The 26,443-nt window shown below is 39.3% G+C and carries 32 protein-coding genes and 1 other RNA gene; 7 read left to right on the forward strand and 26 right to left on the reverse strand.

Translation table 11 applies throughout. The features are described from left to right. Positions 1 to 8 precede the first annotated feature (8 nt). From narJ to DX933_RS10500, 3 genes are read right to left on the reverse strand one after another with little or no spacing between them, the layout of a single operon-like run. The gene (narJ, locus tag DX933_RS10490) at positions 9 to 542 is read right to left on the reverse strand and encodes a nitrate reductase molybdenum cofactor assembly chaperone (RefSeq protein ID WP_190279490.1); all 534 of its coding nucleotides are present in this window, start codon (positions 540 to 542) and stop codon (positions 9 to 11) included. Beyond that, positions 517 to 2,067, reverse strand: coding sequence for a nitrate reductase subunit beta (narH, locus tag DX933_RS10495; RefSeq protein WP_123316389.1), 1,551 nt, complete (start codon positions 2,065 to 2,067; stop codon positions 517 to 519). The genes narJ and narH overlap by 26 nt, the downstream gene beginning before the upstream one ends. Then, a complete protein-coding gene (locus tag DX933_RS10500) occupies positions 2,057 to 5,734 on the reverse strand; it encodes a nitrate reductase subunit alpha (RefSeq protein WP_123316390.1) in 3,678 nt (1,225 codons plus the stop codon). The genes narH and DX933_RS10500 overlap by 11 nt, the downstream gene beginning before the upstream one ends. Positions 5,735 to 5,990: 256 nt before the next feature. On the opposite strand from DX933_RS10500, the gene DX933_RS10505 reads away from it, so the two are divergent. Beyond that, entirely contained in the window at positions 5,991 to 6,260 is a 270-nt protein-coding gene (locus DX933_RS10505; protein WP_123316391.1) for an acylphosphatase, read from the forward strand. Positions 6,261 to 6,310: 50 nt separating this feature from the next. Here DX933_RS10505 and DX933_RS10510 read toward each other — a convergent pair whose 3' ends face one another. The 13 genes from DX933_RS10510 to DX933_RS10570 form a co-directional block, all read right to left on the reverse strand. Next, entirely contained in the window at positions 6,311 to 6,556 is a 246-nt protein-coding gene (locus DX933_RS10510) for a DUF362 domain-containing protein (protein ID WP_123316392.1), read from the reverse strand. A gap of 168 nt (positions 6,557 to 6,724) precedes the next feature. Beyond that, entirely contained in the window at positions 6,725 to 7,279 is a 555-nt protein-coding gene (locus DX933_RS10515) for a histidine phosphatase family protein (protein WP_123316393.1), read from the reverse strand. 194 nt (positions 7,280 to 7,473) lie between these two features. Continuing rightward, positions 7,474 to 7,686 (reverse strand): DUF6501 family protein, encoded by a 213-nt coding sequence (locus tag DX933_RS10520; RefSeq protein WP_123316394.1) that lies wholly within the window; start codon positions 7,684 to 7,686, stop codon positions 7,474 to 7,476. A 23-nt stretch (positions 7,687 to 7,709) separates the two neighbouring features. Continuing rightward, positions 7,710 to 8,678, reverse strand: a complete 969-nt coding sequence (gene msrA, locus DX933_RS10525) for a peptide-methionine (S)-S-oxide reductase MsrA (protein ID WP_123316395.1) — start codon at positions 8,676 to 8,678, stop codon at positions 7,710 to 7,712. Between the two features lie 90 nt (positions 8,679 to 8,768). Then, the gene (gene vrrA, locus DX933_RS10530; protein ID WP_123316396.1) at positions 8,769 to 9,242 is read right to left on the reverse strand and encodes a VrrA/YqfQ family protein; all 474 of its coding nucleotides are present in this window, start codon (positions 9,240 to 9,242) and stop codon (positions 8,769 to 8,771) included. A 252-nt stretch (positions 9,243 to 9,494) separates the two neighbouring features. Then, positions 9,495 to 9,824, reverse strand: coding sequence for a YolD-like family protein (locus tag DX933_RS10535; RefSeq protein ID WP_190279491.1), 330 nt, complete (start codon positions 9,822 to 9,824; stop codon positions 9,495 to 9,497). A 108-nt stretch (positions 9,825 to 9,932) separates the two neighbouring features. Further along, positions 9,933 to 10,145, reverse strand: a complete 213-nt coding sequence (locus tag DX933_RS10540) for a YozE family protein (RefSeq protein WP_123316398.1) — start codon at positions 10,143 to 10,145, stop codon at positions 9,933 to 9,935. A 17-nt stretch (positions 10,146 to 10,162) separates the two neighbouring features. Then, positions 10,163 to 10,924, reverse strand: a complete 762-nt coding sequence (gene tatC, locus DX933_RS10545) for a twin-arginine translocase subunit TatC (protein WP_123316399.1) — start codon at positions 10,922 to 10,924, stop codon at positions 10,163 to 10,165. A gap of 82 nt (positions 10,925 to 11,006) precedes the next feature. Further along, complete coding sequence (locus tag DX933_RS10550; RefSeq protein WP_123316400.1) at positions 11,007 to 11,180, reverse strand: twin-arginine translocase TatA/TatE family subunit; 174 nt, start codon at positions 11,178 to 11,180, stop codon at positions 11,007 to 11,009. Between the two features lie 29 nt (positions 11,181 to 11,209). Further along, positions 11,210 to 11,410: a twin-arginine translocase TatA/TatE family subunit gene (locus tag DX933_RS10555; protein WP_123316401.1), complete on the reverse strand. Its 201-nt coding sequence runs from the start codon at positions 11,408 to 11,410 to the stop codon at positions 11,210 to 11,212. A gap of 151 nt (positions 11,411 to 11,561) precedes the next feature. Then, positions 11,562 to 12,140, reverse strand: coding sequence for a molybdenum cofactor guanylyltransferase (gene mobA, locus DX933_RS10560; RefSeq protein ID WP_123316402.1), 579 nt, complete (start codon positions 12,138 to 12,140; stop codon positions 11,562 to 11,564). Positions 12,141 to 12,164: 24 nt separating this feature from the next. Beyond that, a complete protein-coding gene (locus DX933_RS10565) occupies positions 12,165 to 12,665 on the reverse strand; it encodes a dihydrofolate reductase (protein ID WP_123316403.1) in 501 nt (166 codons plus the stop codon). A 13-nt stretch (positions 12,666 to 12,678) separates the two neighbouring features. Further along, a complete protein-coding gene (locus DX933_RS10570) occupies positions 12,679 to 13,635 on the reverse strand; it encodes a thymidylate synthase (RefSeq protein ID WP_123316404.1) in 957 nt (318 codons plus the stop codon). Between the two features lie 208 nt (positions 13,636 to 13,843). Between DX933_RS10570 and DX933_RS18820 the strand changes: the two genes are divergently transcribed. After that, complete coding sequence (locus tag DX933_RS18820; protein WP_123316405.1) at positions 13,844 to 14,899, forward strand: C40 family peptidase; 1,056 nt, start codon at positions 13,844 to 13,846, stop codon at positions 14,897 to 14,899. Between the two features lie 72 nt (positions 14,900 to 14,971). Here DX933_RS18820 and DX933_RS10580 read toward each other — a convergent pair whose 3' ends face one another. Both DX933_RS10580 and DX933_RS10585 read right to left on the reverse strand, forming a co-directional pair. Next, entirely contained in the window at positions 14,972 to 15,571 is a 600-nt protein-coding gene (locus DX933_RS10580) for an HD domain-containing protein (RefSeq protein ID WP_123316406.1), read from the reverse strand. Beyond that, a complete protein-coding gene (locus tag DX933_RS10585) occupies positions 15,572 to 17,242 on the reverse strand; it encodes a formate--tetrahydrofolate ligase (protein WP_123316407.1) in 1,671 nt (556 codons plus the stop codon). It abuts the gene before it with no gap. Positions 17,243 to 17,668: 426 nt separating this feature from the next. Here DX933_RS10585 and DX933_RS10590 point away from each other — a divergent pair, with 426 nt between their 5' ends. Next, entirely contained in the window at positions 17,669 to 17,869 is a 201-nt protein-coding gene (locus tag DX933_RS10590; RefSeq protein WP_123316408.1) for a cold-shock protein, read from the forward strand. Between the two features lie 72 nt (positions 17,870 to 17,941). Here the strand turns inward: DX933_RS10590 and DX933_RS10595 are convergent, their stop codons facing one another. Next, positions 17,942 to 18,457, reverse strand: a complete 516-nt coding sequence (locus tag DX933_RS10595) for an isoprenylcysteine carboxyl methyltransferase family protein (RefSeq protein ID WP_123316409.1) — start codon at positions 18,455 to 18,457, stop codon at positions 17,942 to 17,944. Then, positions 18,454 to 19,545 (reverse strand): type III polyketide synthase, encoded by a 1,092-nt coding sequence (locus DX933_RS10600; protein WP_123316728.1) that lies wholly within the window; start codon positions 19,543 to 19,545, stop codon positions 18,454 to 18,456. Before DX933_RS10600 ends, DX933_RS10595 begins: the two co-directional genes overlap by 4 nt. 391 nt (positions 19,546 to 19,936) lie before the next feature. Here DX933_RS10600 and DX933_RS10605 point away from each other — a divergent pair, with 391 nt between their 5' ends. The 4 genes from DX933_RS10605 to DX933_RS10620 all read left to right on the forward strand — a co-directional run bounded on the left by DX933_RS10605 (position 19,937) and on the right by DX933_RS10620 (position 22,935). After that, entirely contained in the window at positions 19,937 to 20,089 is a 153-nt protein-coding gene (locus DX933_RS10605) for a cytochrome c oxidase subunit 2A (RefSeq protein ID WP_123316410.1), read from the forward strand. 24 nt (positions 20,090 to 20,113) lie between these two features. After that, positions 20,114 to 20,596 (forward strand): cytochrome c oxidase subunit II, encoded by a 483-nt coding sequence (locus tag DX933_RS10610; RefSeq protein WP_123316411.1) that lies wholly within the window; start codon positions 20,114 to 20,116, stop codon positions 20,594 to 20,596. Then, positions 20,596 to 22,245: a b(o/a)3-type cytochrome-c oxidase subunit 1 gene (locus tag DX933_RS10615; protein WP_397316364.1), complete on the forward strand. Its 1,650-nt coding sequence runs from the start codon at positions 20,596 to 20,598 to the stop codon at positions 22,243 to 22,245. Before DX933_RS10610 ends, DX933_RS10615 begins: the two co-directional genes overlap by 1 nt. Before the next feature lie 102 nt (positions 22,246 to 22,347). Then, positions 22,348 to 22,935, forward strand: coding sequence for an SCO family protein (locus DX933_RS10620; protein WP_123316412.1), 588 nt, complete (start codon positions 22,348 to 22,350; stop codon positions 22,933 to 22,935). Between the two features lie 58 nt (positions 22,936 to 22,993). Here the strand turns inward: DX933_RS10620 and DX933_RS10625 are convergent, their stop codons facing one another. The 6 genes from DX933_RS10625 to DX933_RS10650 all read right to left on the reverse strand — a co-directional run bounded on the left by DX933_RS10625 (position 22,994) and on the right by DX933_RS10650 (position 26,387). Then, a complete protein-coding gene (locus DX933_RS10625) occupies positions 22,994 to 24,127 on the reverse strand; it encodes a THUMP domain-containing class I SAM-dependent RNA methyltransferase (protein WP_123316413.1) in 1,134 nt (377 codons plus the stop codon). A 135-nt stretch (positions 24,128 to 24,262) separates the two neighbouring features. Beyond that, an RNA gene (rnpB, locus tag DX933_RS10630) (RNase P RNA component class B) lies at positions 24,263 to 24,642 on the reverse strand. 77 nt (positions 24,643 to 24,719) lie between these two features. After that, positions 24,720 to 25,025 (reverse strand): cell division regulator GpsB, encoded by a 306-nt coding sequence (gene gpsB, locus DX933_RS10635; protein ID WP_123316414.1) that lies wholly within the window; start codon positions 25,023 to 25,025, stop codon positions 24,720 to 24,722. A gap of 139 nt (positions 25,026 to 25,164) precedes the next feature. Then, positions 25,165 to 25,563 carry a cytidine deaminase gene (locus DX933_RS10640; RefSeq protein WP_123316415.1) on the reverse strand — a complete coding sequence of 133 codons (399 nt, stop codon included), beginning with the start codon at positions 25,561 to 25,563 and terminating at the stop codon, positions 25,165 to 25,167. A gap of 14 nt (positions 25,564 to 25,577) precedes the next feature. Beyond that, positions 25,578 to 25,952, reverse strand: coding sequence for a DUF1798 family protein (locus DX933_RS10645; protein WP_123316416.1), 375 nt, complete (start codon positions 25,950 to 25,952; stop codon positions 25,578 to 25,580). Positions 25,953 to 26,180: 228 nt separating this feature from the next. Beyond that, positions 26,181 to 26,387, reverse strand: coding sequence for a hypothetical protein (locus DX933_RS10650; RefSeq protein WP_123316417.1), 207 nt, complete (start codon positions 26,385 to 26,387; stop codon positions 26,181 to 26,183). Between the last annotated feature and the right edge of the window lie 56 nt (positions 26,388 to 26,443).

A 26,443-nucleotide genomic window follows, 5' to 3' on the forward strand; every position in this document is an offset into this window, starting at 1 on the left:
CCTTTAAATTAAGATACTTTAGCATCCTGTAAGACATCATGAGCAACTTCCAAAGCTGCTTTTATCAAAAAATGATAGCTGCTATCGTTCTTAACGAGGTCCTTATCCAACTGCTTAAAGGAATTATAATGCAGCTGTAAGAGACGAATCGTGTATTTTTCATCGGCAACAGCTAAAAACTCTAAAATCATTGGCACATAATCCGGTAATTCATTCGTTTCTGTTTCCACATCAGAATCAGAAAAAATTTGTCTTAATTTTACCAATGCTGCCCCTCTGTCACGTGAATCTTTAAAAACATTGTAGGTCAAATTTAAAGTTGTAACTCCGTGAAAATCAAAGGTATTCACATATATTTTGCATAAGTCTTCAAATGAGTGAGATTCCAGATAGTGTATAAAGGATTGAATGTACATCTTTGCTGGTAGCTGTTCAATCGTTTCAACCTCTTGCTTTATTTCAGGTAGCATATCCATCCATTCTTTTTCTGGATAATGCATGAATACGGAAACGAGTTTAAAAACCTTTTGGTGCGTTTTCATCCAATTCCCTCCAAAATCCGCTTTCATAATACGAAAGAGGGTCTGCGTCTTGTGGGCTTCCACCCATACAGCTTCTGCATGCTTCCATGAAGTCAAAGCCTGCAGTACCTTGGCGTAAATGCATGTCTCCAGCATCTTCGCGGTGAGATTTCGGAATGACATATCGATCTTCGTATTTTGCAATCGCAGATAACTGATACATTTCTTCAGCCGTTTCCTCTGTCATCCCAGCCTCTGTAAGGATGGATCGGTCAAATTCTTTATTTAATTCCTTATAACGCATGTACGTCCGCATTGCGACAAGTTTTTGTAATACTTTTCGAATAACATCCGAATCCCCTGCAGTAAATAAACTGGCCAAGTAATCAATTGGAATTCGGAATTGATTAATAGTCGGGAAAATAACATTCGGATCCAATGTATTCACCTGTCCCCCCATTGCGTTCATAAATGGACTAAGTGGAGGAACATACCAGACCATAGGCATTGTTCGGTATTCCGGGTGTAGCGGAAGTGCAATTCGCTGTTCGACTGCCATTTTATAGACTGGTGATTTCTGTGCTGCCTCAATCCAATCAGCAGGAATGCCTTGTTTTAATGCTTCTTTTTGGATTTCCGGGTCGTAAGGATCCAAGAATGTTCCAAGCTGTGCTTCGTATAAATCCTTTTCATCCGGAACAGACGCCGCTTCCAAGACTTTGTCCGCATCATAAAGTACTATTCCGATATATCGTAACCGTCCAACACATGTCTCCGAACAAATGGTTGGCTGACCAGTTTCAATTCGTGGAAAACAGAAGGTACATTTTTCTGCCTTATGTGTCTTCCAGTTAAAATACACTTTCTTATATGGGCAGCCAGTCATGCAGAATCTCCAGCTTCGGCAAGTGTCCTGGTCTACCAAGACAATTCCATCTTCTTCCCGCTTGTACATCGCACCAGATGGACAAGAGGAAACACAGGATGGATTTTGACAATGTTCACATATGCGTGGTAGATACATCATGAAAGTTTCTTCAAATTCAAATTTAATTTGTTCATCTAAATTCCGCATGTTGGGGTCTTGTTTTCCTGTTTCATGCACACCAGCCAAGTCGTCCTCCCAGTTGGGTCCCCATGTGATATCCATATATTCTCCTGTTAACTGTGATACAGGACGGGCTACAGGCTGGTGTTCCTTTTCCGGGCTATTAATTAAATGCTCATAATCATAGGTCCAAGGCTCATAGTAATCATCGATTTGAACCAAATCCTTATTGTAAAAAATGTTAAGTAGCTTACTAGCCTTTCCACCGGCTTTCAGCTCAAGCTTTCCATTCTTTACCTGCCAGCCACCTTTTCGCTCATCATTATCTTCCCACCGTTTTGGATATCCCATTCCGGGCTTGGTTTCAACGTTATTCCAATACATATATTCTGTTCCTGGTCGGTTTGTCCAAGTGTTTCCACAGGTCACACTACATGTATGACAACCGATACATTTGTCCAAATTCATGACCATTCCAAATTGTGCTTTAATCTTCAAGCCAATCCACCTCATCCCTATCCATTCTTCTAATCTTCACCTGTTCATCCCGCTGGTTACCTGTAGGTCCATAATAGTTGAAGCCATAGCTTAACTGTGCATAACCACCAATCATCTGTGTCGGTTTGATATGGATTCTTGTCGGACTGTTAAAGGTTCCACCCCTTGTTTTGGTTATTTTTGAGCCTGGTACGTTAATGAGTCGATCTTGAACGTGATACATATAAACAATGCCACGCGGTATCCGGTGACTTACGACCGCTCGCGCAACAACAACTCCGTTACGATTGTACATTTCAATCCAATCATTATCTTTGATGTGTACCGATTCCGCATCATCGTTGTTCAACCAAACATGCGGTCCCCCTCTGAATAATGTCAACATTGGCAATGTATCGCCATATGTGGAGTGATAGGACCATTTAAAATGTGGTGTTAAATAACGTAATGTGATTTCATTTTCAACCGGCTCAGGTTTTCGATCCTGGCTATAGAAAGTCAGCTTTTGCAATGGTGGTTTAAATGTTGGCAGTTCTTCACCAAATTCCAACATCACATCATGATCCAAATAGAAGTGCTGGCGGCCAGTTAATGTCCGGAACGGAATCATATGTTCAATATTAATGGTAAAAGGTGAATACCTTCTATTGCCTGTTTCTGTACCAGTAAATACAGGTGTTGACAAAACCTTACGTGGTTGAACGGTGATATCATTAAAAGTAATGTGCTCCTCCGCTCTTTCAATTACGAGCTTTGTCAAATCTTTTTGACCTGATTTCTTTTCGAGTGTTTCCCATGCTTTTATTGCCAGCGAACCATTTGTTGCACTGGATAGGCTGAGGATTGCTTCTGCAGCCTTACGATCGGATTCAATACTTGGTAAATCGTGATAATCCTCTGTTCGTTTATTTTTACCCAAAAGTCTGCCCAGCTTATCATATTCTTCTTCTGCCGGCCAACTTAGACCGTGTGCTCCAATTTGTTCGCTAACTTTACTGCCCACTTTTATGAACTTTTCATAAACCTTCGTATAATCTCGCTCCACTAAGTGAATTCTTGGGAAGTTGACTCCTGGAACCGGATCATATTCACCATGCTTCCAATCTGGAATGGTCCCATATGCTTGGGATATTTCGTCTTTCGTATCGTGCTGCAATGGTGTAGCAACGACATCTTTAATTGGATCGGGTAAATATTTCTTCGCCATTTCCGATAATCGCTTTGCTAACGATTTAAAAGAATCCCAATCTGATCGTGATTCCCAAGGGGTTGCGATCGCCGGATTAAATGGGTGTACAAACGGATGCATATCCGTACTGGATAAATCATGCTTTTCGTACCAAGTCGCAGCTGGTAAGACAATATCGGAATACAACCCAGTTCCACTCATTCTAAAATCATAATTGATTAGAAGATCTAATTTTCCTTTTGGTACTTCCTCAATCCATTGAATTTCATTGGTGTTTCTCTCTTCCTCTTGTTCACTTAGTACACCATCATGTGTACCAAGTAAATGCTTTAGGAAATATTCATGTCCTTTCGCTGAGCTTCCAATCAGATTGGCGCGCCAGACAAATAACAACTTTGGAAAATTCACTGGATTTTCTGGGTGATCAATTGCAAACTTTAAATCGCCTGACTTGATTTGTTCAATAATATGGTTGGCTGTTTCATCCACGGTATCTTTAGCTAATGTAATTGGATTTTTATTAAATTGCGGATAGGAAGGTAACCAGCCGAGTCTCGCTGCTAGAGAGTTATAATCACCTAAATGCTCATACATCCCTTTTTCAGTTAGTGGAGAAATGAGTGAATCTACCTTCTGATCCTCATATCGCCATTGTTCTGTTGCAAAATAGAAAAATGAAGTTCCGTTTTGCAATCGTGGAGGTCCGCCCCAATCCTTTGCCATTGCAATGGTTTGGAAGCCCTCCAAAGGTCGAACCTTTTCTTGACCGACATAATGTGCCCAACCGCCACCATTCACACCTTGGCAGCCAGTTAACATGACAAGGTTTAAAATGGTTCGATAAATCATATCGGAGTGGTACCAGTGATTAATACCAGAACCCATGATGATCATGGATCTTCCCTTGGAATCAATCGCATTTTGGGCAAATTCACGGGCGATTTGTGCAACATCTGCTGCAGGAACACCAGTTAGCTTTTCCTGCCATGCAGGTGTATAGATTGCTTCTTCATTTGTATAGCTGGCATCTGGCTCTCCTTCTAATCCTCTTGCAACACCCGTACTTGCTAATACCAAATCAAATACAGTTGTAATCCATTTTTCCTCTCCATTTATAGTTACTTTCTTTACCGGTACAGGGCGTTGGAAGGTTTTCCGTTCTACCGTTACAAAATCCGGAAAACTGACGTTGATGACTTCATCTGAAAAATCAATCATAGATAAGGCAGGATCAATATCGCCAAGCCCATTGTCGGTATCCTGCAAATGAAGATTCCATGTTTGGCGTTCTTCCCAGCGATGACCGATTGTGCCATTCGGTACAGCGAATGTATCTTTGTCATGGTCATAAACCACTGTTTTCCATTCGCTATTAGAAATATCCATGCCAAGGTTTTCTGCACGAAGAAACTTACCAGCACGATAGTGATTTTCATGCTTGTCGAGCGTAATGAGGAACGGTAAATCCGTATATTTCTTCACGTAATCCATGAAATATGGTACCTGCTGATCCACATAATACTCTTTTAAAATCACATGGGTCATAGACATGCCTAATGCAGCATCCATCCCTGCCTCAACCGGCAGCCATGTATCCGCAAACTTAACATATTCAGCATAGTCCGGTGCCACTGCTACTACTTTCGTGCCTTTATACCGAGATTCAATCATAAAATGTGAATCGGGTGTACGTGTTTGTGGAATGTTGGAACCCCAAACAAGCAAATAACTAGAGTTATACCAATCCGAGCTTTCCGGTACATCCGTTTGATCTCCCCAAACTTGTGGTGAAGCTGGAGGTAAATCAGCGTACCAATCATAAAAGCTAAGCAGTGGTGCACCTATTAAATTAAGGAAGCGAGCTCCTCCTGCATAACTAACCATAGACATTGCAGGAATAGGAGAGAAACCAAATATACGATCTGGTCCTTCAGTTTGAATGGTGTGTATAATAGATGACGAAATGAGCGTATGAATCTCATCCCAAGAAGTACGGACAAATCCGCCCTTTCCGCGAGCAGTTTTGTATCTTTCAGACCGATCAGGGTCCTCAACAATACTTTTCCATGCTTTAACTGGGTCTTGCTGTTCTGCTAAGGCCTCTGCCCATATGGAAAGTAATGCTGAACGAATATAAGGGTATCGCACCCGGTGAGGACTATACGTGTACCATGAAAAGCTAGCTCCACGTGGACAACCACGCGGCTCGTATTCTGGCATTCCTGGTCCAGTAGAAGGATAATCTGTTTGTTGTGTTTCCCAGGCGATAATTCCATCTTTAACATGCACTTTCCAGCTACAGGAACCTGTGCAGTTTACGCCATGGGTAGTGCGAACTACTTTGTCATGCTGCCATCTTCTGCGATAAACTTTTTCTGAACTGCGATCCATTGGAGAACGTTCATATTGTTCGTTTAGTTTTTCTGATTTTCCAAAGTACGACAATCTTTTCCAAAAAGGCGTAGTAGATTGTTTCATCCGGCACCTCCATGATATTATTTAAGTAAAAATTGAGAATATATGATTTTTTTCAGCATAACACGTACAATTTTAGAGCACAAATGATAAAGGAAAATAATGGTGTTTCTGTGATACATATCACAGTTATTGCTGTTATCACAATTATCATCCCTACTCTAGTATTGCCGAGCAACTTGACTAGAATACATGTCATGCAAAAATAGGTTTCAGATATTGGAAAATGGTCTAACATAAGAATGGGAGGGGAAAATATATGCATGCACACATTATTGTACATGGTCGTGTACAAGGAGTAGGTTTTCGTTATACGGCCCAGCTTCGCGCCACAGAGAAAGCATTGACCGGCTGGGTTCAAAACAAAGAAGACGGTACGGTAGAATTAGAGATTGAAGGAGCGGATGCAACGGTTACCTCCTTTATCGAGGAGTTGGAAAAAGGTTTCCATCGCTTTATCCAAGTAGACCACATGGATGTAGATACAACCAGTGAAGAAAAAGGATATACAGCATTTCAAATTAAATGATTTATCCAAACAAAAAAGCCTGCGATTTTGAATCGCGGGCTTGATGTGTATTAACCAATGCCATCTTCGTAAAATTTACGGTTAAGGGCAATATATTCAAATTCTTCTTCAGGAACTTCATCTTCCATGTATATTGCTTCCACTGGGCATACGGCCTCACATGCTCCACAGTCGATGCAGATATCTGGATCAATATAAAACATATCTTTTCCTTCTTCTATACAATCAACAGGGCAAACTTCTACACATTCGCCTGCTTTTTCCGCTTTACAAGGTGATGTAATTACAAAAGCCAAAACGATACTCCTCCTTTTTCCTGACGATGCGGCATTAAGATTTAATGTCTATTATTATAAGTCTATGTTTATATTACAGAACATCCTGGATTCTTTCAAGTCCTTTTCATGGACAAAACGCCTCATATGGGGAAAAACAGTACTTGATTGGAGGCCAGTATATATAAATTAACGTTGCCAAACATGACTTGCAACTATATCCTGCTGTGGGTGATATTCTACTTTGTATACATCTGGATTTGTAAGATTCTTCCACTCCGCAAACCCAAAATTCGAATCGTATTGCTGTAATAAAATGGCTAACCAATTTCCGTGCGTGACTAAGATCGTATGCTGAATATTTGGTTGCTCGAGTACGGTATCCAGTAATGGATTCATTCGATTTAAAACATCATTCGCTGATTCTCCACCTGGTAAGCAAAAGTCTGGATGATTAAAGGATTCTTCTAACACATCAAGCCAATCGTCAACTGGTTCCTCACTTAGAATCCGCTCCCCGAGGCGGTCATCCAATTTAATGGATATGCCAGCCTGTTCGGCAAAAGGCCTAATGCTATCTGTTGCCCGTAAAAATGGACTAGAAATAATTTGATCAATTGATATATCTTGTCCACGAAAAAAATCTGCCAATTGTTCGGCCTGCAGTAGCCCTTCTTTTGTTAGCGGTGAATCCTTATGCTGTCCCTCTGCTTGACAATGTCGTACGAAGTAAATGGTTTTCATATGACTCACTCCTCGATTGGGTGGATGAAAAACAGCTTTATTCGTTAAAAGTATACCACTAATCAAACAATAGGAAAAGTACGAGAACAAAAGAATAACCCTGAAAATAGGGTTTATTTGGATTAAATGAAAAACCGAATCGAAGCCAATCGATTCGGCAATCTGTATATATTAGTTTTGTCGTTAGTTACAGCTTATGATTGGGCTACTTCTTCAAAGTATTCTTTGTGGAAGCCACCTATACGTTCGCTATTGTCTATAATAAAATAAAATTCTTCTGTTTCATTTTTGACATTATAGATTTTTCCTGGTGTTAGCTTATTGTTAACAATATATTTTTTGGCATTTGCATGTACACATTTAATTTGTTTCATCGTTGGTCGGTTTTCCCAATCTTTATGAATCATCGTACTTCCCCTCTCTCTATTGGCTACTTTGAATGTTTGTTTTGAAATAAGTAGCTATAGTTACCGTACCCTTCTTCTTCCATCTTGTCCACCGGGATAAAACGGATAGCAGCTGAATTGATACAATAACGCAGACCACCAGTTTCAGCAGGACCATCCTCAAAAACATGTCCCAAATGGGAATCAGCGCCCTTGCTTCGTACCTCTACTCGATTCATACCAAAGGTTCGATCCTTATGTTCCGTAACATGATACTTGTCCACTGGTTTGGTAAAGCTTGGCCATCCACAGCCGGCATCATATTTATCTTCTGATGAAAACAAGACTTGACCAGAAACAATATCAACGTAGATGCCTTTTTCCGCTAAATCCCAGTATTCATTTTGGAATGGTGGCTCAGTCGCATTATTTTGTGTGACATCATATTGCATTGGTGTAAGTTGTTGCTTTACATCTTCCTTATCATATGTCCAATGCTGATTAATAAAATCTGCTCTTCCAGAACCTTTTTTATATAATCGATAGTGAAAGGATTGTTTTTTATAATAATCTTGATGTGCTTCTTCTGCTTCGTAAAATGTTTTGGCAGGAAGAATTGGCGTAACAATTGGTTTATTAAACTTTCCACTTTCTGCAAGCTCTTGTTTCGATTGTTCGGCAATGTCACGCTGTTTGTCATTATGATAGAAAATGGCTGTTTGGTAGGATTCTCCACGATCATGAAATTGACCACCCGCATCGGTTGGGTCGATTTGCTGCCAAAATGTTTCCACAAGTCTTTCGTACGGCATGATGTCCGGATTAAAGGTGATTTGTACCGCTTCGACATGCCCCGTTTTATCTGAGCATACCTCTTCATATGTTGGGTTTTCTGTATGGCCACCAGTATAGCCGGAGCGGACCTTGATAATTCCAGGGCGTTCATCAAAGGGTTCCACCATACACCAGAAGCAGCCACCTGCAAATGTTGCTTTTTCTTGTTTTTGATTCATTATCAACCCTCATTTCTATAACTAATTCCATTGCCTGCTTCTATTCTTTCGCTTTCCGGAACGAAAATCAAGCAGTACGCATGCCAATTGTTATATATATAATTTTGGTATGGACTGTCCTTGTCCTGTTCGGTGGCTTTTCTTTACTTTTTCTTCTTGAATAGCCTCTTGCATTTGAGGTTGCTTTATGGACGCTTCATCAGAATTAACAGAATTACTATCCTGGCTGGCCTCCCCTTCATCCTCCAAATCGATATCCTTGAATGCTTTTAACATCCGATACATTGCAGGAAGGTTTTTCACCATTGGGCCATATTGCTTTACAATGGGGGCAGTCGTTTCTACAACCTTTAACACCTGTTGCAGGTTACCAAGCGCTTTGGAAATGCCTCCAACACTTTTTCCAGCTAATTCAGTTAAGGGAGCATTTGGAGTTGTTAGTTGCTGCAGCATTTGCTGTAAACCAGCTCCACTCCCCCTTCCCATCTGCTGCCTCCCATGCGGCATCACAAATGGTTGTCTATTATATGTTACATGGTCTTGATACGGCGTCGGGAATACCATTTGAACATCCTCCACTCCTATTGTTATTAGGCATCTGCTTTTATAGGATGCACCTTTCTTTCTATTGTACGCCTAGCTAAAAAAAGCGTGCGGGCATAAAGGGGTGGAAATATCTCCTGGATATTTCCCGGGCAAGCGCATAAAACTACAAAAGCCACCAATTACAGTTGCATATTTTGACGAAATCAAGCGAAGTGGGACGAAATATCGGTTCTTCTATACTTATATAACCTTATGATTTCCAAAATATGATTATACATGCTGTGCATCAATTAGATTTTTCGCGGGAATGATGATTTTATTTTTTAGTTTATTTTCAAGGATTACTTGTTGTGTGTTGGAATCTACAGATTGAATAAATCCAGTTACATTGTTGACCTGCTTTTTACTGTAATAAGAAATACATATGGGTGTTTGCTCCCGCTGCGCTTCCATAATGATGGAATGGATGTGTTCCACTTGCTGTTCATCGATTTCTGGTTGCTGTACATGCTGATCCTGTTCGTATAATTCTTTTAACAGGACGACATGCTCCGGCAGCATCAGGGATGTCCATTTGATGCTTCCACGATCCTGATTCATGATGTTTCCCTCCATAAACAAACATATGTTCTTATTATACATCGTATGAAGGATGATAATCAATATACACATCAAAAAATCCGACCCTTTTATGAGGATCGGATGTAATTATTGATTTTCATATTTCTCCCATAATGCATCAAACACGACAAGCGCAGTAGAAAATGGACTATTCCATTCCAAATAATCACTGATCTCTTGATAAGAAGTGGAATACTTAGGGAATAGATGATCTAAAAAAGCCCACTCTGCCAGCCTGCTTTCATCATCTGGCTTTAGCTTTCCGCGGTAGGTCATCAAAAATTGATAAAATGTTTGCATCGCTTTATTCCCCTTACTTATAGGCTATCCTGCTTCATGAATTCTTCGTGCTTGCGTTGCTTTCTACGATATACGATAGCCGAAAGATGGATACTAACCTCATACAATAAGATTAATGGAACGGCAACAACAAGCTGTAGCACGAAATCGGGAGGTGTTACAGCAGCCCCAATAATCACCAAAACAAAATATGCGTATTTCCTTGTTTTCTTCATAAATGTAGGAGTAAGTATACCTAAACTTGTTAGAAACATAGCGACAATTGGTATTTCAAATAAAATTGCAAATGGCAATGTCACACGGATTACAAATTTAAAATAGCGCTCCACTGTAAACATTTCATTAAACATACCATCACTTAATTGGAATAAAAATGGCATAATTAGTTTAATAAAAACCGTATACCCAAACACAAGCCCCACAATAAATAAGATAAATAAAGCAGGGATGTATGCGAGTGAAGCCTTTCTTTCTTTCGAAGTTAGGCCAGGGCGAATAAACAGCCATACTTGAAGCGCGAAAATCGGCAAAGTACCTGCAATGGCAACCATACCTGCAATCGTAAAGTATATCCAAAATACTTCGCCAGGGCTAATAATATTTAATTTCATATCGAGCCCAGATTCAAAAAAGTGATAAATATCTTTTACAAAATAAAAACCAAGGCCAAAAAACAAAATGAAAAATACGACTGTAACAATTAGTCGGTTCCTTAGTTCTGTTAAATGTCCAGTAACATTCATTTCTTTTTCTGAATTGGGATGAGTATGTACTGCCATCTATTTACACTTCCGTTCATTCTGACATAAAAGAAGATGTAAGGTAAGTACCTTACACCTTCAGCCTGTGTACGCATCGTCATTACTTTTTTTCTTTCGCGGAACGATCATCCACGATATCTTTGGTGGCATTTTTAAATTCCTTCAATGAAGAGCCAAATGCTTTACCAATTTCCGGGAGCTTGTCTGGCCCGAACACAATGAGTGCTGTTACGAGGATAAGTATTAACCCCGGGAAGCCAATATTGCTAAACATAAAGACCACCACTCCAAGTATAGAATCAATTATTTATTTTCTTTAATAATTTCCTTAGCTTCATCCAACTCGTCAGTAACATCACTTGTTAAGTCTCGAGTGGATTTCTTAAATTCACGTAGCGTTTGTCCAGCAGCTTTACCAATCTCAGGCAGCTTTTTAGGACCAAAAATGACTAGTGCAATAATTAATATTAAAATTAAACCTGGGAATCCAATATTTTGGAACATCTTGTCACCTTCTTTGCAAGTTAGTATAAAGTATACTCTATTTGCTTATAGCTATCATCCAATCAATGAAAAATACACATAATGTTCAAATCCCACTCACTATGTATTGTTTCTCTACTCAGTTTAACATGTTTCACTTGAATAGAAAAGTTTAAAAAGACTTTGCTGCTTCATATTGTTCCGGGTAGTTCATATTGAAAAAATGCTTTTGTAATACTTCTTGCGTAAATCCGGGAAATGTATCGATTTGAAGCATATCTATATGGTTAAAAAAGCTTTTTACCTTTCGCTTATCCCTCTGTAACTGTTCTTGTATAGCAGGGAGCACGCAAGCACGATAGACGCCCGCTAGTGGGTGTAACTGGTTATCATAGTATGGAACTACCGCATCATGCGTCTTTAGCTGGCACAACAAATAGCGGTACATATCAGGATTGATGAATGGCATATCACATGCTGCGACAACATAAATATCCGCTTTCATATGAAACAAACCAGATTCCAATCCCGCTAATGGCCCTTTATCAACAAATCTGTCGCAGTACATTGGAAGCCCTAGATGGGCGTATTGTTCCATATCATTGGTTACGATACCGACTGTATTACAGCAGGACTGAAGTGCTTCCTCAACATGTTCGATTACCGCCCTGCCTTGAAGAGTCAGTAAGGATTTATTAGTCCCCATCCGGGAAGATTTTCCGCCTGATAAGATGATGCCACCAATATTCATGTCAGGGTTCCCCCATTCAAGGAATTATTGTTTTGATTTTCGATCATATTGCAAAAAATAATAATCATATGGATTTTTTTCATCCTTTTCCCCTTTTACTTTCGAGGTCAGCGCCCATTCCTCATCAGAAAACGCTGGAAAAAACACATCCCCTTCAAAGCGATGATCAATCCAAGTAATATACATCCGATCAGCGGCTGGTAACATCTGTTTAATTAAATTACCTCCGCCAATGATGAATAACTCGTCCTGTGGATGTTTTTTCTGCCAAGCTTCAATTTCCTTTACATCGTGAATAACTTCAACGCCTTCTGGAAAAGTCAGGTTTTTATTTCTCGTCAGGACAATGTTTTTTCGGTTTGGCAACACTCTGCCAATGGATTCAAAGGTTTTTCTTCCCATCACAATGGTGTTCCCGGTTGTTTTTTGTTTAAAAAACTGTAAATCCTTTGGCAAATGCCAAGGTAGGTCATTGTCTGCTCCTATAAGCTGGTTACGATCCATGGCAACAAGTAAAGAAATCATCGTTGTGCCTCCTCTATACTGCTATCGGTGCTTTAATGGTCGGATGTGGTTGATACCCAATTAATTCAAAGTCGGATAGCTCAAAATCAAAAATAGAATACTTCTCTTTATTTATTTTTAATTGTGGAAATTCCCGAATGTCTCTTTTAAGTTGTGTCATCACTTGTTCGGTGTGATTGGAATAAATATGTGCGTCTCCAAGTGTATGCACAAATTCACCTACATCTAAATTACATTCATGTGCAATTAAATGTGTAAGTAAAGCGTAGCTAGCTATATTAAATGGTACGCCTAAGAATACGTCAGCACTTCGCTGGTATAGCTGGCATGAAAGCTTACCATTTTGTACATAAAACTGAAATAATGTATGACATGGTGGTAAGGCCATGCTTGGTATATCCTCAGGATTCCATGCAGATACGATTAATCTGCGTGAATCAGGTGTTTTTTGAATTGCTTCCACTACATCCTTTAATTGATCAATGGTTTCATGATTGGATGTTTTCCAGCTGCGCCATTGTTTCCCGTATACAAAGCCAAGATCACCATATGCCTTTGCGAACGCATCATCTGTTAAAATACGTTCTTTAAATAGCTGTAATTCCTTCTGATAGCTTTCATTAAAGTCCGGATCAACTAAGCTTCGATTACCAAAATCCGTCATATCCGGACCTGTATACGCTTCGCTTTCCACCCATTTTTTAAATGCCCACTCATTCCATATATTGTTATTGTTTTCTAATAAATAGCGGATGTTGGTGTCGCCTTTTATAAACCAGAGCAATTCACTCGCTACTAATCGGAAAGGTACTTTCTTTGTAGTTAATAAAGGAAAGCCTTCCTGCAAATTGAAACGCATTTGATGTCCAAACACAGAGTAAGTGCCAGTATTGGTGCGATCATCTTTTTTTACCCCGTTTGATAAAATGTGCTGACAAAGATCTAAATATGCTTGTTCCCCTTTGCTCATGCAAATCCCTCCAATTTATTGATGATTTTTACTTATTTTTATCCGTGAATAAATGATGATATCAGGATATTACGATTTATCCTATTCATTGTATCACATTACATTTTTACGCCAAATAAAATCTTTGTAACGAAAACGTAATTCATAGTAGGCATCAAATACCCATAAAAATTGTAAAAGAGTGTGGTAAAGAAAGGAGAAGCAAAACATGCAAAGTGCTACGCTGGAAAAAGTAGTCAAACATTCCATGGTGTATAGTCTGATTGCAAGCCAGCCGTTTGCGATTTATGTAGATGCCAATCCAAATGCGACTCGTTCGCTTCAGCAGTCGGAGGGGCTTTCTTTTGGAGCCCATGGGAAAACCGTCCGGCAGCTGCAGTACAAATTATATCAATCATCCTTTTATCCAGATGATGTAGATGGTGATTTTGGTGTATTGACGGAACATGCCTTAAAAAAGCTACAACAACAGTATCAGCTGAAAACTACTGGACAAATGGACGCAGAAACCATCTTCATTTTAGAAAAACTGGAAAACAAACGTTTGCTTAAAAAGCTAAAAGGCTTGTCGACAGCTATTTATCCCGGTATGCATGCAGATGATGTAGCGGTGGTCCAAGAGGCGCTACAGCATTTTGGTTATTATGAAGGTGAAATTGATGGGATGTATGGACCTTTAACAGCAAAAGCATTAAAGATTGCTGAAGAAGCCCATGGAATCCCACTTACTAATCATGCTGGACATACGCTAATTGCAGTTTCAGAGGCTGTACAGCAGGAACAACAGTTACAGGAACAAAAAATGCAGGCTCAGCAAACTGAAACAGCAATGGAAACTGTGGAAAAGGAAGTGGCTCAAACACAAACAACCGAGACAAAAAAAGTACCTGTGAAAGCAGCAGCTGCGCAAGAAGCAAATGCCGTTCAACATGCTAAGGCATTAATAGGAACCCCATATGTATGGGGCGGTACTTCCCCTTCCGGTTTTGATTGCAGTGGATTTATTCAATATATATTTAGTGGAAAGCGTCATACGTTGCCTCGAACGGTGCATGATTTATGGAATTATTCTAGTCCGGTAGCGGAGCCGTCTGTTGGTGATCTTGTGTTTTTTGAAACATACAAACCAGGCCCATCACATGTCGGCATCTATATTGGTAATGGCGAATTTATTCACGCAGGTCAATCACGTGGTGTTACCACTGCCAAATTAGCAGAATCATATTGGTCTAACAAATATCTAGGTGCAGCAAGAATACCTTAAAAGCAGTAATCTGAATATGTGATGGAAGTAAAGAAAGGGGATGTTCTCTGTTGATGACATCCCCTTTCCTAATTACGTGTTCCCTTCCCATTCCTGCAGAAATTGCTCTAGAAATGTTTCCATAAACTGATGACGTGATGATGCCATCGTTTTAGCTGCAGCAGTATTCAATTGATCCTTCAATTTTAATAGTTTGTCATAGAAATGTTGGATGGATGCTGATGGATTCGTTGGATGATGAATCAAGTTTCCCTTTGCTCCACCATAGGCAAAGGTTCTAGCAATACCAATTGCTCCGATGGCATCCATTCGATCAGCATCTTGTACAATTTTTCCCTCTATTGAATGCGGAATGTTACCTTTGGAAAAGGAAACATTCGCTATAATATGCTCTATCTCCTGGATAGTTGAACGAGGCATCTGAATCGAAACGAGAAAGTCTTTCATCGATTGGATTGCTTGTAATGGATCTTGAAATAGTTTTTTATCTCCTACATCATGCAACCATGCAGCAGCTGTGCAAATAAATCGATCAGCACCTTCTGTTTCTGCCAGCTTTCCAGCTGTATGCGCGACACGCTTCATATGAAAGAAATCATGACCAGATGCATCGTCTTGGAATAATTGATATACATAATCTTCAATACATGCTAGTTGCTTTTCTTGGTTCATTTAAAACAACCCGGTGATCTTTCCATCTTCTGTTACATCCATGTTAAGCGTGGCTGGCTTTAACGGAAGTCCAGGCATGGTCATCATATCGCCAGTAAGTACAACAATAAATCCTGCTCCTACTGACGGTCTTAATTCGCGAATGGAAATGGTGAAGCCTGTTGGGCGCCCGACTAGGCTGGGATTGTCTGATAAGGAATACTGCGTTTTAGCCATGCAGACTGGTAATTTCCCCCATCCTTGCTGTTCATAAAAGCTGACTTGCTTTTTCGCTTTTGGTGATAATTCAATATCGTCTGCACCGTAAACGTTTTGTGCTATTTTTCTAATTTTGGTTTCCAATGAATCATCCAGGTCATACATATGTTTAAAGTGACGGTCAGCAGATTTTGTTTTTTGCATGATTTTTTCAGCAAGTTCTATGCCGCCCTCTCCGCCTTTTGCCCACACATCTGTTAAAGCTACTTCAATATCTCGGGATGCACACCAATTTTCAATGAAATCTGTTTCGGCTTTCGTGTCGGTAGGAAACTTATTAATAGCTACAACATATGGCAGTCCGAATTGTTCAATGGTTTCAATATGCTTGTTTAAGTTTTCCATTCCTGCTTTTAGTGCCTCAATGTCTTCCTGCTTTAATTCATCTTTGGCCGCTCCACCATGCATTTTTAAAGCACGGACGGTAGCAACAATAACGACGGCATCCGTTTCAAAATTACCTGCACGAGACTTAATATCCAGGAACTTCTCTGCCCCTAAATCTGCACCAAAGCCAGCTTCTGTAACAACATATTCTCCAAGCTTAGCTGCTGTTTTCGTTGCCATGATACTGTTACAGCCATGGGCAATATTAGCGAATGGCCCTCCATGAATAATGGCTGGCGTATTTTCAAGTGTTTGTACCAGATTTGGTTTAATTGCATCCTTTAGTAAAAGTGTAAGTGCTCCCTCAATAGCCAGATCCTTTACGGTAATTGGCTTTTCATCATATGTATAAGCAATTACGATATTTGCCAGCCTAGCCTTTAAATCTTCTAAACCTGTAGCCAGACATAAGATTGCCATAATTTCTGAAGCAACGGTAATATTGAATCCATCTTCACGTGGTACGCCACGGAGTGGACCACCAAGACCAACAACAATTTGGCGTAATGCACGATCATTCATATCCATTACACGCTTCCATTCTACTCGACGAGGATCAATATTTAATTCATTGCCACGATGAATATGATTATCCAGCATTGCTGCAAGTGCATTATTTGCCGTTGTTATGGCATGTAAGTCCCCCGTGAAATGTAAATTTATATCCTCCATTGGCAGTACTTGGGAATAGCCTCCGCCTGCTGCTCCGCCCTTCATCCCCATAACTGGGCCAAGGGATGGCTCTCGTAAAGCAATCACTGCTTTCTTTCCAAGACGATTCAATGCTTGTCCCAATCCAACCGTTACAGTCGATTTCCCTTCGCCAGCTGGAGTCGGATTAATAGAAGTAACCAGAATAATTTTACCGTCTGGTTTATCATCCAATTGATGTAGTAATTTATCGGATAGCTTTGCCTTTGTATGTCCATAAGGCTCCCAATCATGATCCTGTAAACCGAGCTGTTCGGCTATGTCGCGAATTGGCTTTAATTGGGCTTCCTGTGCAATTTCGATATCTGTTTTCATGTACAACTCTCCCTTGTCAAATGCTAATCCTAGTGTATATCATTTATACAGATTTTTCACCTAAAACAAAAGCGCTTTCATTTTGAATAAAAAGGCTGTAAATGAATCCTAATCCTTCTGTATGTACAAGAAATTAAAGAAGCAAATAAGAAAAAAATAAATATTAAGGATAATTCCCGGAGAAACATTCATATTATTTAGGTAATTCATGCATTATGGGTTCAGATATGGATAAAACCCTTGACTGGACTGATAAAATACGCTATATTAAATGCAAGCAAAGCGGATGTTTGGATCATTAAAAGGCAGCTTCTATAGAAGTGGATGTATGGTCCAATAATCTATAGAGCTGCCTTTTTGATATCATTTTATCTGATTTGTATTAATACGTTTTACGTGAACGTTTTTTTAGGAGGATTAATTTACATGGAAAACGGAGTAGTAAAATGGTTCAACGCAGAAAAAGGTTATGGTTTCATCCAGGTTGAGGAAGGAAATGATGTTTTCGTACATTATTCCGCCATTCAAGAAGAAGGATTTAAATCACTGGAAGAAGGTCAAGAAGTTACTTTCGAAATTGTAGAAGGTGAACGCGGGCCTCAAGCAGCTAACGTAACCAAAAACTAATCATATGATCAATGATAAAAAGCGGTAATCATCGGATTACCGCTTTTTTTGGTTGTTGCATGATTCAAATCTTTAATCTGGAACACCAGCTTTTCGAAGGGCTCGCTCTTCTTCCGGTACTCGAATTTTTAAGAGTAATACATGTAGAATTGGAAATAGAAAAGCTGTCCAATAGGCACCGACAAGCAGTGGAATAACAAACATTTCTATACCAACAATAATATAATTTGGGTGCTTCACCCATTTGTATGGTCCCCTTGTAATTAATGCTACATTAGGAAGCACGATAATTTTTGTGTTCCAAAATTTCCCTAAGCTGGTGATACACCAAACCCTTCCCAACTGTGCAATTAAAAAAATCAGAAATAATCCAAGATGAAATGAAATATTTGCCGTTTGAAGATGGGCCTCCGTCAACAGTGAAAGAAAAAATATTACATGCAATAAGACCATCCATTTATAATGTGTTTCCCCTTGCTCCACTCCCCCTCTCTCTTTCATCCATTGTTCATTATGTTTGGCAATGACTAGCTCTATCAATCGCTGACAAATGATAGCAATAATGAATAACCACATCCATATCGTCATGATTCATCCCACCTAAGCATAAGCAATTCTGAACTGAAACCGGGTCCCAATGCAGCTAATAAATGATATCCTAATTTATTTTCCTCTTGTAGCAGCCAATTGTTGATAACATAAAGAATTGTAGCGGATGACATATTCCCATGCCATTTTAATACATCATATGCGTATATGAGTTGATCCTTTGTTAGCTGTAAACTGTCTTCCATCGTGGTAAGAATTTTTTTACCACCAGGGTGGACGAGAAATCGATCTAGCATACCCAAATGCATATTCATTGATTTTAAAAATGTCTGAACATGTTTCTTCCATAAGGAATTCACAAGGTTCGGGATTTCTTTTGAAAAGATGACCTCTAAGCCATCGTTGGTAAGCTCCCAGCCCATGGCATCCAAACTATGTTTTTGGGTAAAAGAATTGGTAGCCATCACTTGTGGTTTCCCTTTTAATAGAAAGCTTTGTACAGAGGATTGATCACCAATCATTAATGCCGCAGCAGCTCCATCACCGAAAATAGCCGTTCCAATGAAGTTGCTCATTTGCTGATCCTGTTTTTGAAAGGTTAGGCTGCATAGCTCGCAGCAAACAATGAGGACAAGTTTATCCGGATAGGCCTGAAGCCAATCATAGGCCCTGGAAAGTGCACTTGCCCCACCGGCACAGCCAAGTCCCCATAAAGGCATACGTACAACATCATCACGAAAGCCTCGTTCATTCATCATTCTGGCATCTATTGTAGGTGTTGCAATTCCAGTACTCGAAACGTAGATAATCGCATCAATCGCATCATATGGAACTGCCTTTGATAAATAAGACGTGTTCATTAAGCATTCATCTGTGGCTTGTAAGGAATATTGCAATGCCTTCTTTAAATACTGTTCATTCGCTTCAGCAAACGAGTACTCCCCCATAAACCATGCAGGAGGAACGACAATCTGTCTTTCTGAAACAGCAGCATGATCAAATACAGGCAATAATTTATCTATCTCTGCCTGCGGAAAATCAAATAATTTTGGAATCAATTGTTTCACGGAAGACTGTTTTAATGTATGCTCCGGAATTCCCCTCCCAATAGCTGCAATTGTCGCCATAAAATCACCCATTTTCATCTCATATTTCACAACAAGTTAGATAACATTATTAAAATATTTTTCAAAAAATGTATTCCTCGCCTATTCATTTCTATCTATCTTGTGCTTTATTTCATAATTTATTACCAAAACAGCCATAAATACTTCACAAACTTTATTAACAAAAAGGTTAGTAAAATCAATGCTATCAACTAATTTAGGGTTATTGAACAATTTGTGAAAGCGTATAAAAATGACTTAATCCTATTGTTGTATTGTGTATGATAAAAATAGGACTTCACCTACTGCAATCCTTACGTCTAAGCATGTTGTCAATCAACACCATATTTAGATTTGAACTTCCGTTGCAGTAGTCGGGTCATTTATTGAATAGGAAAGGAGCGTCCATGTTATGCCCAAATCACAGTTAAAAAAGCAGGCTGTTGAAAGTCCTGAAGTGGAGGAAAAAGATTCACTTAAAGGAACCTTCATTTCCGTCATGTTAATAGGTGGATTTATTATTATTACCTGGATTGGTGTATGGGCTTTATATCTCTATCGCTAAAACAGAAAGGAGAGAATTGAGCATATGAATATGCATAAATACGAGAAAATATGGCTGCTGTTTGGAACAGCTACATTATTGGTTTTTTTAACAGTAGTAGGAATTAGTGCATTCTATATGGGGAACCAACCACCAAGCTGTGCAGTAACACTTAACCCAGAAAAGGTTCATGAAACAGCTCCATTTGATGAACCTGGATTAAAACAGCTTGGCGACAATGAATACCAGCTGACAATCGTAGCTTCAGCATTTAACTTCGATGTTGGTAATAATGAGAAGCTCATTCAAATACCAAAGGGTGCTACCGTTCATTTTAATGTCACAACGACAGATGTGGTTCATGGATTTGAATTGGCTGGAACAAACGTTAACATGATGCTTGAGCCAGGTTATATCAGTACTTATACCAATACATTTAAAAATACTGGCAAATTTACGCTCGTTTGTAACGAATATTGTGGTGCTGGCCATCACCTAATGGCAGCAACGATCGAGGTGATTGAATAATGATGAAAGCTATACGAAGCATTCATGCTCCAGATGCAAAATTGACGATGGCACATATGTATGTGGCTTTTGCAGCATTATTTGTTGGTGCATCTATGGGGTTATTACAGACACTAGAACGGTCTGGGAAATTTACATTACCATTTGGAATTGGCTATTATCAGATTCTTACAGTGCATGGGGTCGTATTAGGGCTCGTATTAACGACATTCTTTATTCTAGGCTTTATGGTAGCTGTTCAAAGTAAAACAGCAGGAAAATATACATCAGGAGAAAGAAAATGGGGTTGGGCTGGTTTCTGGATGATGACAACCGGGGTCATTACCACAACCATCTTTATTCTTTTGAATGAAGCATCTGTGCTTTATACATTTTATGCACCGTTAATGGCCCATCCAGGCTTTTATATTGGTCTTACGTTAGTAATTGTCGGTAGCTGGCTGGAAGGCTTTGTTATCTTTCGTCGCCATGCGAGATGGCGTAAAGAAAATCCCGGTGAACGCACACCATTATTAAGCTTTATGGCGGTTATCACGATGTTGATGTGGCTCATTGCTACAATTGGTGTTGCAGCAACTGTATTGCTTCAATTCATCCCATGGTCTTTAGGATTAGTTGATAGCATTGATGTGCTGGTAAGTCGTACCCTATTTTGGTATTTCGGACATCCACTTGTGTATTTCTGGTTGTTACCTGCTTACATGGCATGGTACGCCATCATTCCAAAAATTGTCGGTGGAAAAATTTTCTCCGATTCATTAGCAAGACTGTCTTTTATTTTATTGTTGTTATTTTCCATTCCAGTTGGATTCCACCACCAGTTAACAGAGCCTGGTATTGATCCATTCTGGAAGTATATGCAAGTTATCTTGACATTTCTAGTCGTTATTCCGTCTTTAATGACCGCATTCTCTCTGTTTGCAACCTTTGAAGCACGCGGTCGTGAACTAGGCGGTAAAGGGTTATTTGGTTGGGTGAAAAAAATGCCTTGGAAGGATGTTCGTTTCCTTGCACCATTCATTGGAATGCTTTGGTTTATTCCAGGTGGAGCTGGTGGAATTATTAATGCATCCAACCAAATGAACCAAGTCATTCACAACACCATTTGGGTAACGGGACATTTTCATTTAACTGCGGCAACTTCCGTTATCTTAACATTCTTTGGAATTGCATATTGGCTTGTGCCTTCCGTTACAGGGCGTAAATTAACTGCAAAAATGAATAGATTAGGTATTATACAAACGATTGTTTGGTCTGTCGGTATGGCAATTATGTCCGGTGCAATGCATTGGCAAGGATTGTTAGGTGGACCACGACGCTCTGCTTATTCCGAATATCTTGGAAATGCAGATACTGCTGCATGGGGACCATATCAGTTGGCACAGGCTGTAGGTGGATCCATCCTCTTTATTGGGATGATTATTATGCTGATCATCTTTGTTAACTTGGCATTTTTCGCCCCTAAAGGTGAGGAAGAATTTCCAATTGCTGAAGTTTCCGAAGATGCTGGTGAAACACCGAAAGTATTTGAAAATTGGAAGCTATGGATTGGTGTAACGGTTGCACTTATTTTATTTGCCTACACCATACCATTTATCGATATCATCCAGAATGCACCTCCTGGTTCAAAAGGTTTCCGATTATGGTAGCATAGAGGGATTCCCTTCCCTCTATGATCTACGCTATACATCGTGATACGTGCTACATGGAGATTTTGCAATCGATTATCATGAAAAATTGGAGGGAAGGTTTTGAAGAAATTATATATAAGTTTCTCTGTGTTACTCGTTATTGGAATTTCAGCAGGTATCTTTTATTTGACCGTTGTTCGTTCCGGAAATGCAGAATTACCTGCTGACGTGGTTATGGAATCAGCCTTTGATGAGGAATATGCATTTGCTGATATGCCAAAGAAAGCTCGATTAATTGAATTTATGTATACCAATTGTCCGGATGTCTGTCCAACAACAACACTTGAAATGTCTAAGCTTCGTCAGGAATTGATGGAGGAAGGTGTATTTGGAGATAAGGTTGAATTTATAACGATTACCATTAACCCAAGAGACGATACACAAGATGTTCTACGTGATTATGCTGGTCGATTTGAAGTGACATCAGCCGATGATGGTTGGAAGTTTCTAAGGAGCTCAGAAGAAAACACGAAAAAGGTTGCTGACTCCCTCGGCTTTATGTATCGAGATCCGGGAACCGGAGATATCATTCATTCCACTTTTGCATATTTTATGGATGAAAACAACAACCTGTTAGAAAAGTTTGCAATGGGAAATGGGTTCGATAAAGAAAAAGTATACAAAAGAATCATGAGTACGATTAATTAAGATATGATAAAAGCCACAATGCTTAAAACAGCAATGTGGCTTTTCGTTTGAAAAGCGTTTATTTCTCCCATTTTCCAAAGTATTGATAGTAGTCAGTCCGAATGAAACCGTTAAATAGCTTCCGTTTTTTGGTAGCTTTCTGACCATAATATTGCTCAAAGGCTTCAAATGCCGTAATGATATAAACACTCCATGATGGATGCTGTTTCATTACATTACCTAGATCTTGATACATTTCTATAACCCTATCCCTTGTGCTGATTCGCTCTCCATACGGAGGATTTCCGATAATATAACCATTTTTCTTCCGCGGAAATAAATCTTTAACTTGCATTTGTTTCCAGGATATTAAATCTCCTAGCCCAGCTTCCTGACTATTGTTCATCGCGATGCTGATCATATTATGATCAATATCTGCCCCCTGTATGTCCAATTTCTGATCATATTTAGCTAGATTTTCTGCTTCTTCAAATGCTGATTCCCAATATGCATGACGGATAAGTCCCCAGTCTTCGGAAGCAAAGTTTCGATTAAATCCAGGAGCAATATTCTGTCCAATCAATGCAGCTTCAATTGGAATGGTGCCAGAGCCGCAAAATGGATCGATAAGTGGATGATCTGGTTTCCAGTTTGTTAGAAGAATTAAGGCAGCAGCAAGTGTTTCTTTTAATGGTGCCTCCCCCTGCCCTGTTCGATAACCACGCTTATGCAAACCATCACCACTCGTATCAATTGTTAAAGTTGCAATATCTTTATGTAGGGCAATTTCAACCTTGTACAATGCGCCGGTTTCTGCCATCCTGGAAGCAACACCGTATTTCCATTTTAAACGTTCTGCAATTGCTTTTTTGACGATAGCTTGACAATCAGGCACACTGTATAAAGTAGACTTATGGGATTTACCAGTGACTGGAAATTGACCATCCTCACTAATAAAATTCTCCCATGGGATAGCCTTCACCCCTTCAAATAATTCATCAAATGTCGTTGCTTTGAATTCTCCCGCAAGTAATTTTACCCGATCTGCCGTTCTCAACCATAGATTACAGCGTGGAATAGCGGATACCGGTGCATCAAAGCGAACTTTCCCATTTGAGACGGATGTTTCATAACCAAGATTCTTTACCTCATTTGCAACCACTGATTCAAGGCCCATGGCAGCTGTAGCAATTAATGTAACGTGTTGAGCCATATTTGTCGATCCCTTCGTTTATAATGAAATTAAGTCAAGTGTAGCATATACTACTAAAAAATAAATAAAAAAACCTTTCGTAGCTTAAAACTGCAACAAAAGGTTTTACGACTATGTATGATGGACCATTGAATGCTCGATAAGCCATGTTCTGTCCCATAGTACTGCAAACGGTGGTCAGCCTCGTACGCCGGGTGCAATCATCTATCTACAGGCAATAGCCTGTCCCTCTTTCGGTTCATTTCCCTACTTAAGGATGCCCCTACCATTATTTGGGTTGCTCACTCGTGGGGTTTACCTCGTTCCACCCAGTACGTTTCCCTACTGGCTCCGTCACTGTGGCACTTTCAAGGAGTGCAGTCCATATCCCCGAAAGGACTTAGGAGACCTCCTGCCGTTAGCTATAATAGCTACCTTGACTTATGATTTCGTCAAGCACGAACACTACAGACATCGCAATCTGTGTGAGCATGGACTTTCCTCTGCATGTAAACATACAGCGATTGCATAAGCATCCAATTATTATCCACAAGTAATTATATCATAATAACATGAATATTTCACTATTCCTATTGCTGGAAATAGCAAATCATCATGAATCACCATTGGCAAACTTTTTACCAAACACAGCTTTTTCCAAGTTGGAAAGTCGCTTCAAGATATCATAATTCACTTGATGATTTGGTGTTGCTGATCTTGTTCTAACATGATCGGAATCTTTGCGAAGGCGCTCATTTTCCTGTTTCAATCGGTCAATTTCATATTGGAAGGTTTCATAGTCCTGTATAATGGCATCTAGAAATTCATCTACTTCTTCCTGATTGTATCCTCGCATAGCTGTTTTAAAGTCTTTTTCAAGTATTTCTTTACCGGTAAATTGAATCTGATTTGTATTCATTTTGTCACCTCATCAATTTATGAATGGAATTATCAATTATCATACAAAAGTTTCAAGGTCTATATTCCATGCTATTTCAATGTGTATGTTTTATTATACCATAAAAAATTTCATACCATACCGATTTTCATGAAACGGTCTAGTCCATATCCTGAGGAGAAAATGAAAATGGAAGTAGTTCTTTCATTGAAAAAGTCTCATGTTTTTCTGCTTCATTCGTTAGGTGGATTGGCATAGAATCTGTGAAGAATTCACTCATTACCTGGCGACAAGCACCACAAGGTGGTACGGGACGTTTTGTGTTGGCAGCGACAGCCATACCTACAAAATCAGTTTCCCCTTCTGATACGGCCTTGAAGATAGCAACTCTTTCCGCGCAACATGTAACAGAGTAAGCAGCATTTTCGATATTACAGCCTGTATATATTTTACCAGAAGCAGTTAAGAGTGCTGCTCCAACTGGGAATTTTGAGTAAGGAACATACGCTTTATTCTTCATTTGAACGGCAGCCTGAATTAATTGTTCTTTATTTGACATGTGTTGTACTCCTTTCATTCTGTTGCATCTGAATGTAACCTATCGAGCTCTCGAACGAGCTGATCAAATATATATTGTACAGAGTGATTTAGTTCCATATAGCGCTTTCGTCTCGCATCAATAAAGTAACTATGCATAAGCAATAGCTCCAGGTTTTCACGTGTTGATGTAACCTGATGAGGGTGTAAATTGATATTCTTCGTTTTTACAACCGCAAGTGTTTCTTCCTCCCATTGGGCTAATAAATCATAGATTGGAGAGGTTTCTGTCTTTACCATTTGAAAAAAATCACGATCCTTACGATTTTCGGGTGGTTCGTGACTTTCGTACCTATTTTTTAATTCGTCTGTGTGCTTCTTTAATATGATTGTTTTTTCCTTTAAGTCCATGACAAAAAAACCGCCTTTGCACATTTCACTTTGCTTTTAAGTATACAACATTTCACGCCAAATGTTGATATGCTTTTTTGAAATGTATAAAACGGTTTATCGTGTCGTATGCCATGATATTTATATAGATTGTTATTTCGTACTTTTATCACAGATCAACAGGCTTGATTGGTTCAACTAACAAACAGTTGGGAAAGTACGAAAACCCCCACTGATTGAAATTTCACTTTATATTTCCTTATGTGCATCTGTACGTGCGTGTATCTTCCCCATTCTATCGTATTGACGGTAGTAATAATTCCAAATTTCACGGTTTACTTTTTTCGTAATTTGTTGATCAATCTGTTCAAGCTGATGATTCATTTTTTCTAAACCTGACATCAAATCTGCGATGGACACATTGTTTCTTTTCATATCATATAAAACTTCACGCATGTAACCACCCTTTTCTTTATTAAGATTATGATATATTTCGCTGTTTTTGAATATAC

It is taken from the genome of Ornithinibacillus gellani (genome assembly GCF_003730295.1).
In the GTDB taxonomy this organism is placed as follows: domain Bacteria; phylum Bacillota; class Bacilli; order Bacillales; family Amphibacillaceae; genus Ornithinibacillus_A; species Ornithinibacillus_A gellani.

What these genes read in the sequence shown, in the direction of transcription:
- DX933_RS18820 (WP_123316405.1), top strand. Translation starts at nt 13,844, where the DNA reads ATGCAAAGTGCTACGCTGGAAAAAGTAGTCAAACATTCCATGGTGTAT.
- DX933_RS10570 (WP_123316404.1), bottom strand. Translation starts at nt 13,635, where the DNA reads ATGAGCAAAGGGGAACAAGCATATTTAGATCTTTGTCAGCACATTTTA.
- DX933_RS10550 (WP_123316400.1), bottom strand. Translation starts at nt 11,180, where the DNA reads ATGTTTAGCAATATTGGCTTCCCGGGGTTAATACTTATCCTCGTAACA.
- DX933_RS10605 (WP_123316410.1), top strand. Translation starts at nt 19,937, where the DNA reads ATGCCCAAATCACAGTTAAAAAAGCAGGCTGTTGAAAGTCCTGAAGTG.
- DX933_RS10640 (WP_123316415.1), bottom strand. Translation starts at nt 25,563, where the DNA reads ATGTCAAATAAAGAACAATTAATTCAGGCTGCCGTTCAAATGAAGAAT.
- narJ (WP_190279490.1), bottom strand. Translation starts at nt 542, where the DNA reads ATGAAAACGCACCAAAAGGTTTTTAAACTCGTTTCCGTATTCATGCAT.
- DX933_RS10645 (WP_123316416.1), bottom strand. Translation starts at nt 25,952, where the DNA reads ATGGACTTAAAGGAAAAAACAATCATATTAAAGAAGCACACAGACGAA.
- DX933_RS10595 (WP_123316409.1), bottom strand. Translation starts at nt 18,457, where the DNA reads ATGACGATATGGATGTGGTTATTCATTATTGCTATCATTTGTCAGCGA.
- DX933_RS10505 (WP_123316391.1), top strand. Translation starts at nt 5,991, where the DNA reads ATGCATGCACACATTATTGTACATGGTCGTGTACAAGGAGTAGGTTTT.
- DX933_RS10565 (WP_123316403.1), bottom strand. Translation starts at nt 12,665, where the DNA reads ATGATTTCTTTACTTGTTGCCATGGATCGTAACCAGCTTATAGGAGCA.
- DX933_RS10555 (WP_123316401.1), bottom strand. Translation starts at nt 11,410, where the DNA reads ATGTTCCAAAATATTGGATTCCCAGGTTTAATTTTAATATTAATTATT.
- DX933_RS10500 (WP_123316390.1), bottom strand. Translation starts at nt 5,734, where the DNA reads ATGAAACAATCTACTACGCCTTTTTGGAAAAGATTGTCGTACTTTGGA.
- gpsB (WP_123316414.1), bottom strand. Translation starts at nt 25,025, where the DNA reads ATGAATACAAATCAGATTCAATTTACCGGTAAAGAAATACTTGAAAAA.
- DX933_RS10535 (WP_190279491.1), bottom strand. Translation starts at nt 9,824, where the DNA reads ATGAATCAGGATCGTGGAAGCATCAAATGGACATCCCTGATGCTGCCG.
- tatC (WP_123316399.1), bottom strand. Translation starts at nt 10,924, where the DNA reads ATGGCAGTACATACTCATCCCAATTCAGAAAAAGAAATGAATGTTACT.
- mobA (WP_123316402.1), bottom strand. Translation starts at nt 12,140, where the DNA reads ATGAATATTGGTGGCATCATCTTATCAGGCGGAAAATCTTCCCGGATG.
- DX933_RS10650 (WP_123316417.1), bottom strand. Translation starts at nt 26,387, where the DNA reads ATGCGTGAAGTTTTATATGATATGAAAAGAAACAATGTGTCCATCGCA.
- DX933_RS10580 (WP_123316406.1), bottom strand. Translation starts at nt 15,571, where the DNA reads ATGAACCAAGAAAAGCAACTAGCATGTATTGAAGATTATGTATATCAA.
- DX933_RS10540 (WP_123316398.1), bottom strand. Translation starts at nt 10,145, where the DNA reads ATGCAAACATTTTATCAATTTTTGATGACCTACCGCGGAAAGCTAAAG.
- DX933_RS10625 (WP_123316413.1), bottom strand. Translation starts at nt 24,127, where the DNA reads ATGGCTCAACACGTTACATTAATTGCTACAGCTGCCATGGGCCTTGAA.
- msrA (WP_123316395.1), bottom strand. Translation starts at nt 8,678, where the DNA reads ATGAATCAAAAACAAGAAAAAGCAACATTTGCAGGTGGCTGCTTCTGG.
- vrrA (WP_123316396.1), bottom strand. Translation starts at nt 9,242, where the DNA reads ATGGTATTCCCGACGCCGTATCAAGACCATGTAACATATAATAGACAA.
- DX933_RS10515 (WP_123316393.1), bottom strand. Translation starts at nt 7,279, where the DNA reads ATGAAAACCATTTACTTCGTACGACATTGTCAAGCAGAGGGACAGCAT.
- DX933_RS10610 (WP_123316411.1), top strand. Translation starts at nt 20,114, where the DNA reads ATGAATATGCATAAATACGAGAAAATATGGCTGCTGTTTGGAACAGCT.
- DX933_RS10590 (WP_123316408.1), top strand. Translation starts at nt 17,669, where the DNA reads ATGGAAAACGGAGTAGTAAAATGGTTCAACGCAGAAAAAGGTTATGGT.
- DX933_RS10585 (WP_123316407.1), bottom strand. Translation starts at nt 17,242, where the DNA reads ATGAAAACAGATATCGAAATTGCACAGGAAGCCCAATTAAAGCCAATT.
- DX933_RS10600 (WP_123316728.1), bottom strand. Translation starts at nt 19,545, where the DNA reads ATGGCGACAATTGCAGCTATTGGGAGGGGAATTCCGGAGCATACATTA.
- DX933_RS10615 (WP_397316364.1), top strand. Translation starts at nt 20,596, where the DNA reads ATGATGAAAGCTATACGAAGCATTCATGCTCCAGATGCAAAATTGACG.
- DX933_RS10520 (WP_123316394.1), bottom strand. Translation starts at nt 7,686, where the DNA reads ATGATTCATAAAGATTGGGAAAACCGACCAACGATGAAACAAATTAAA.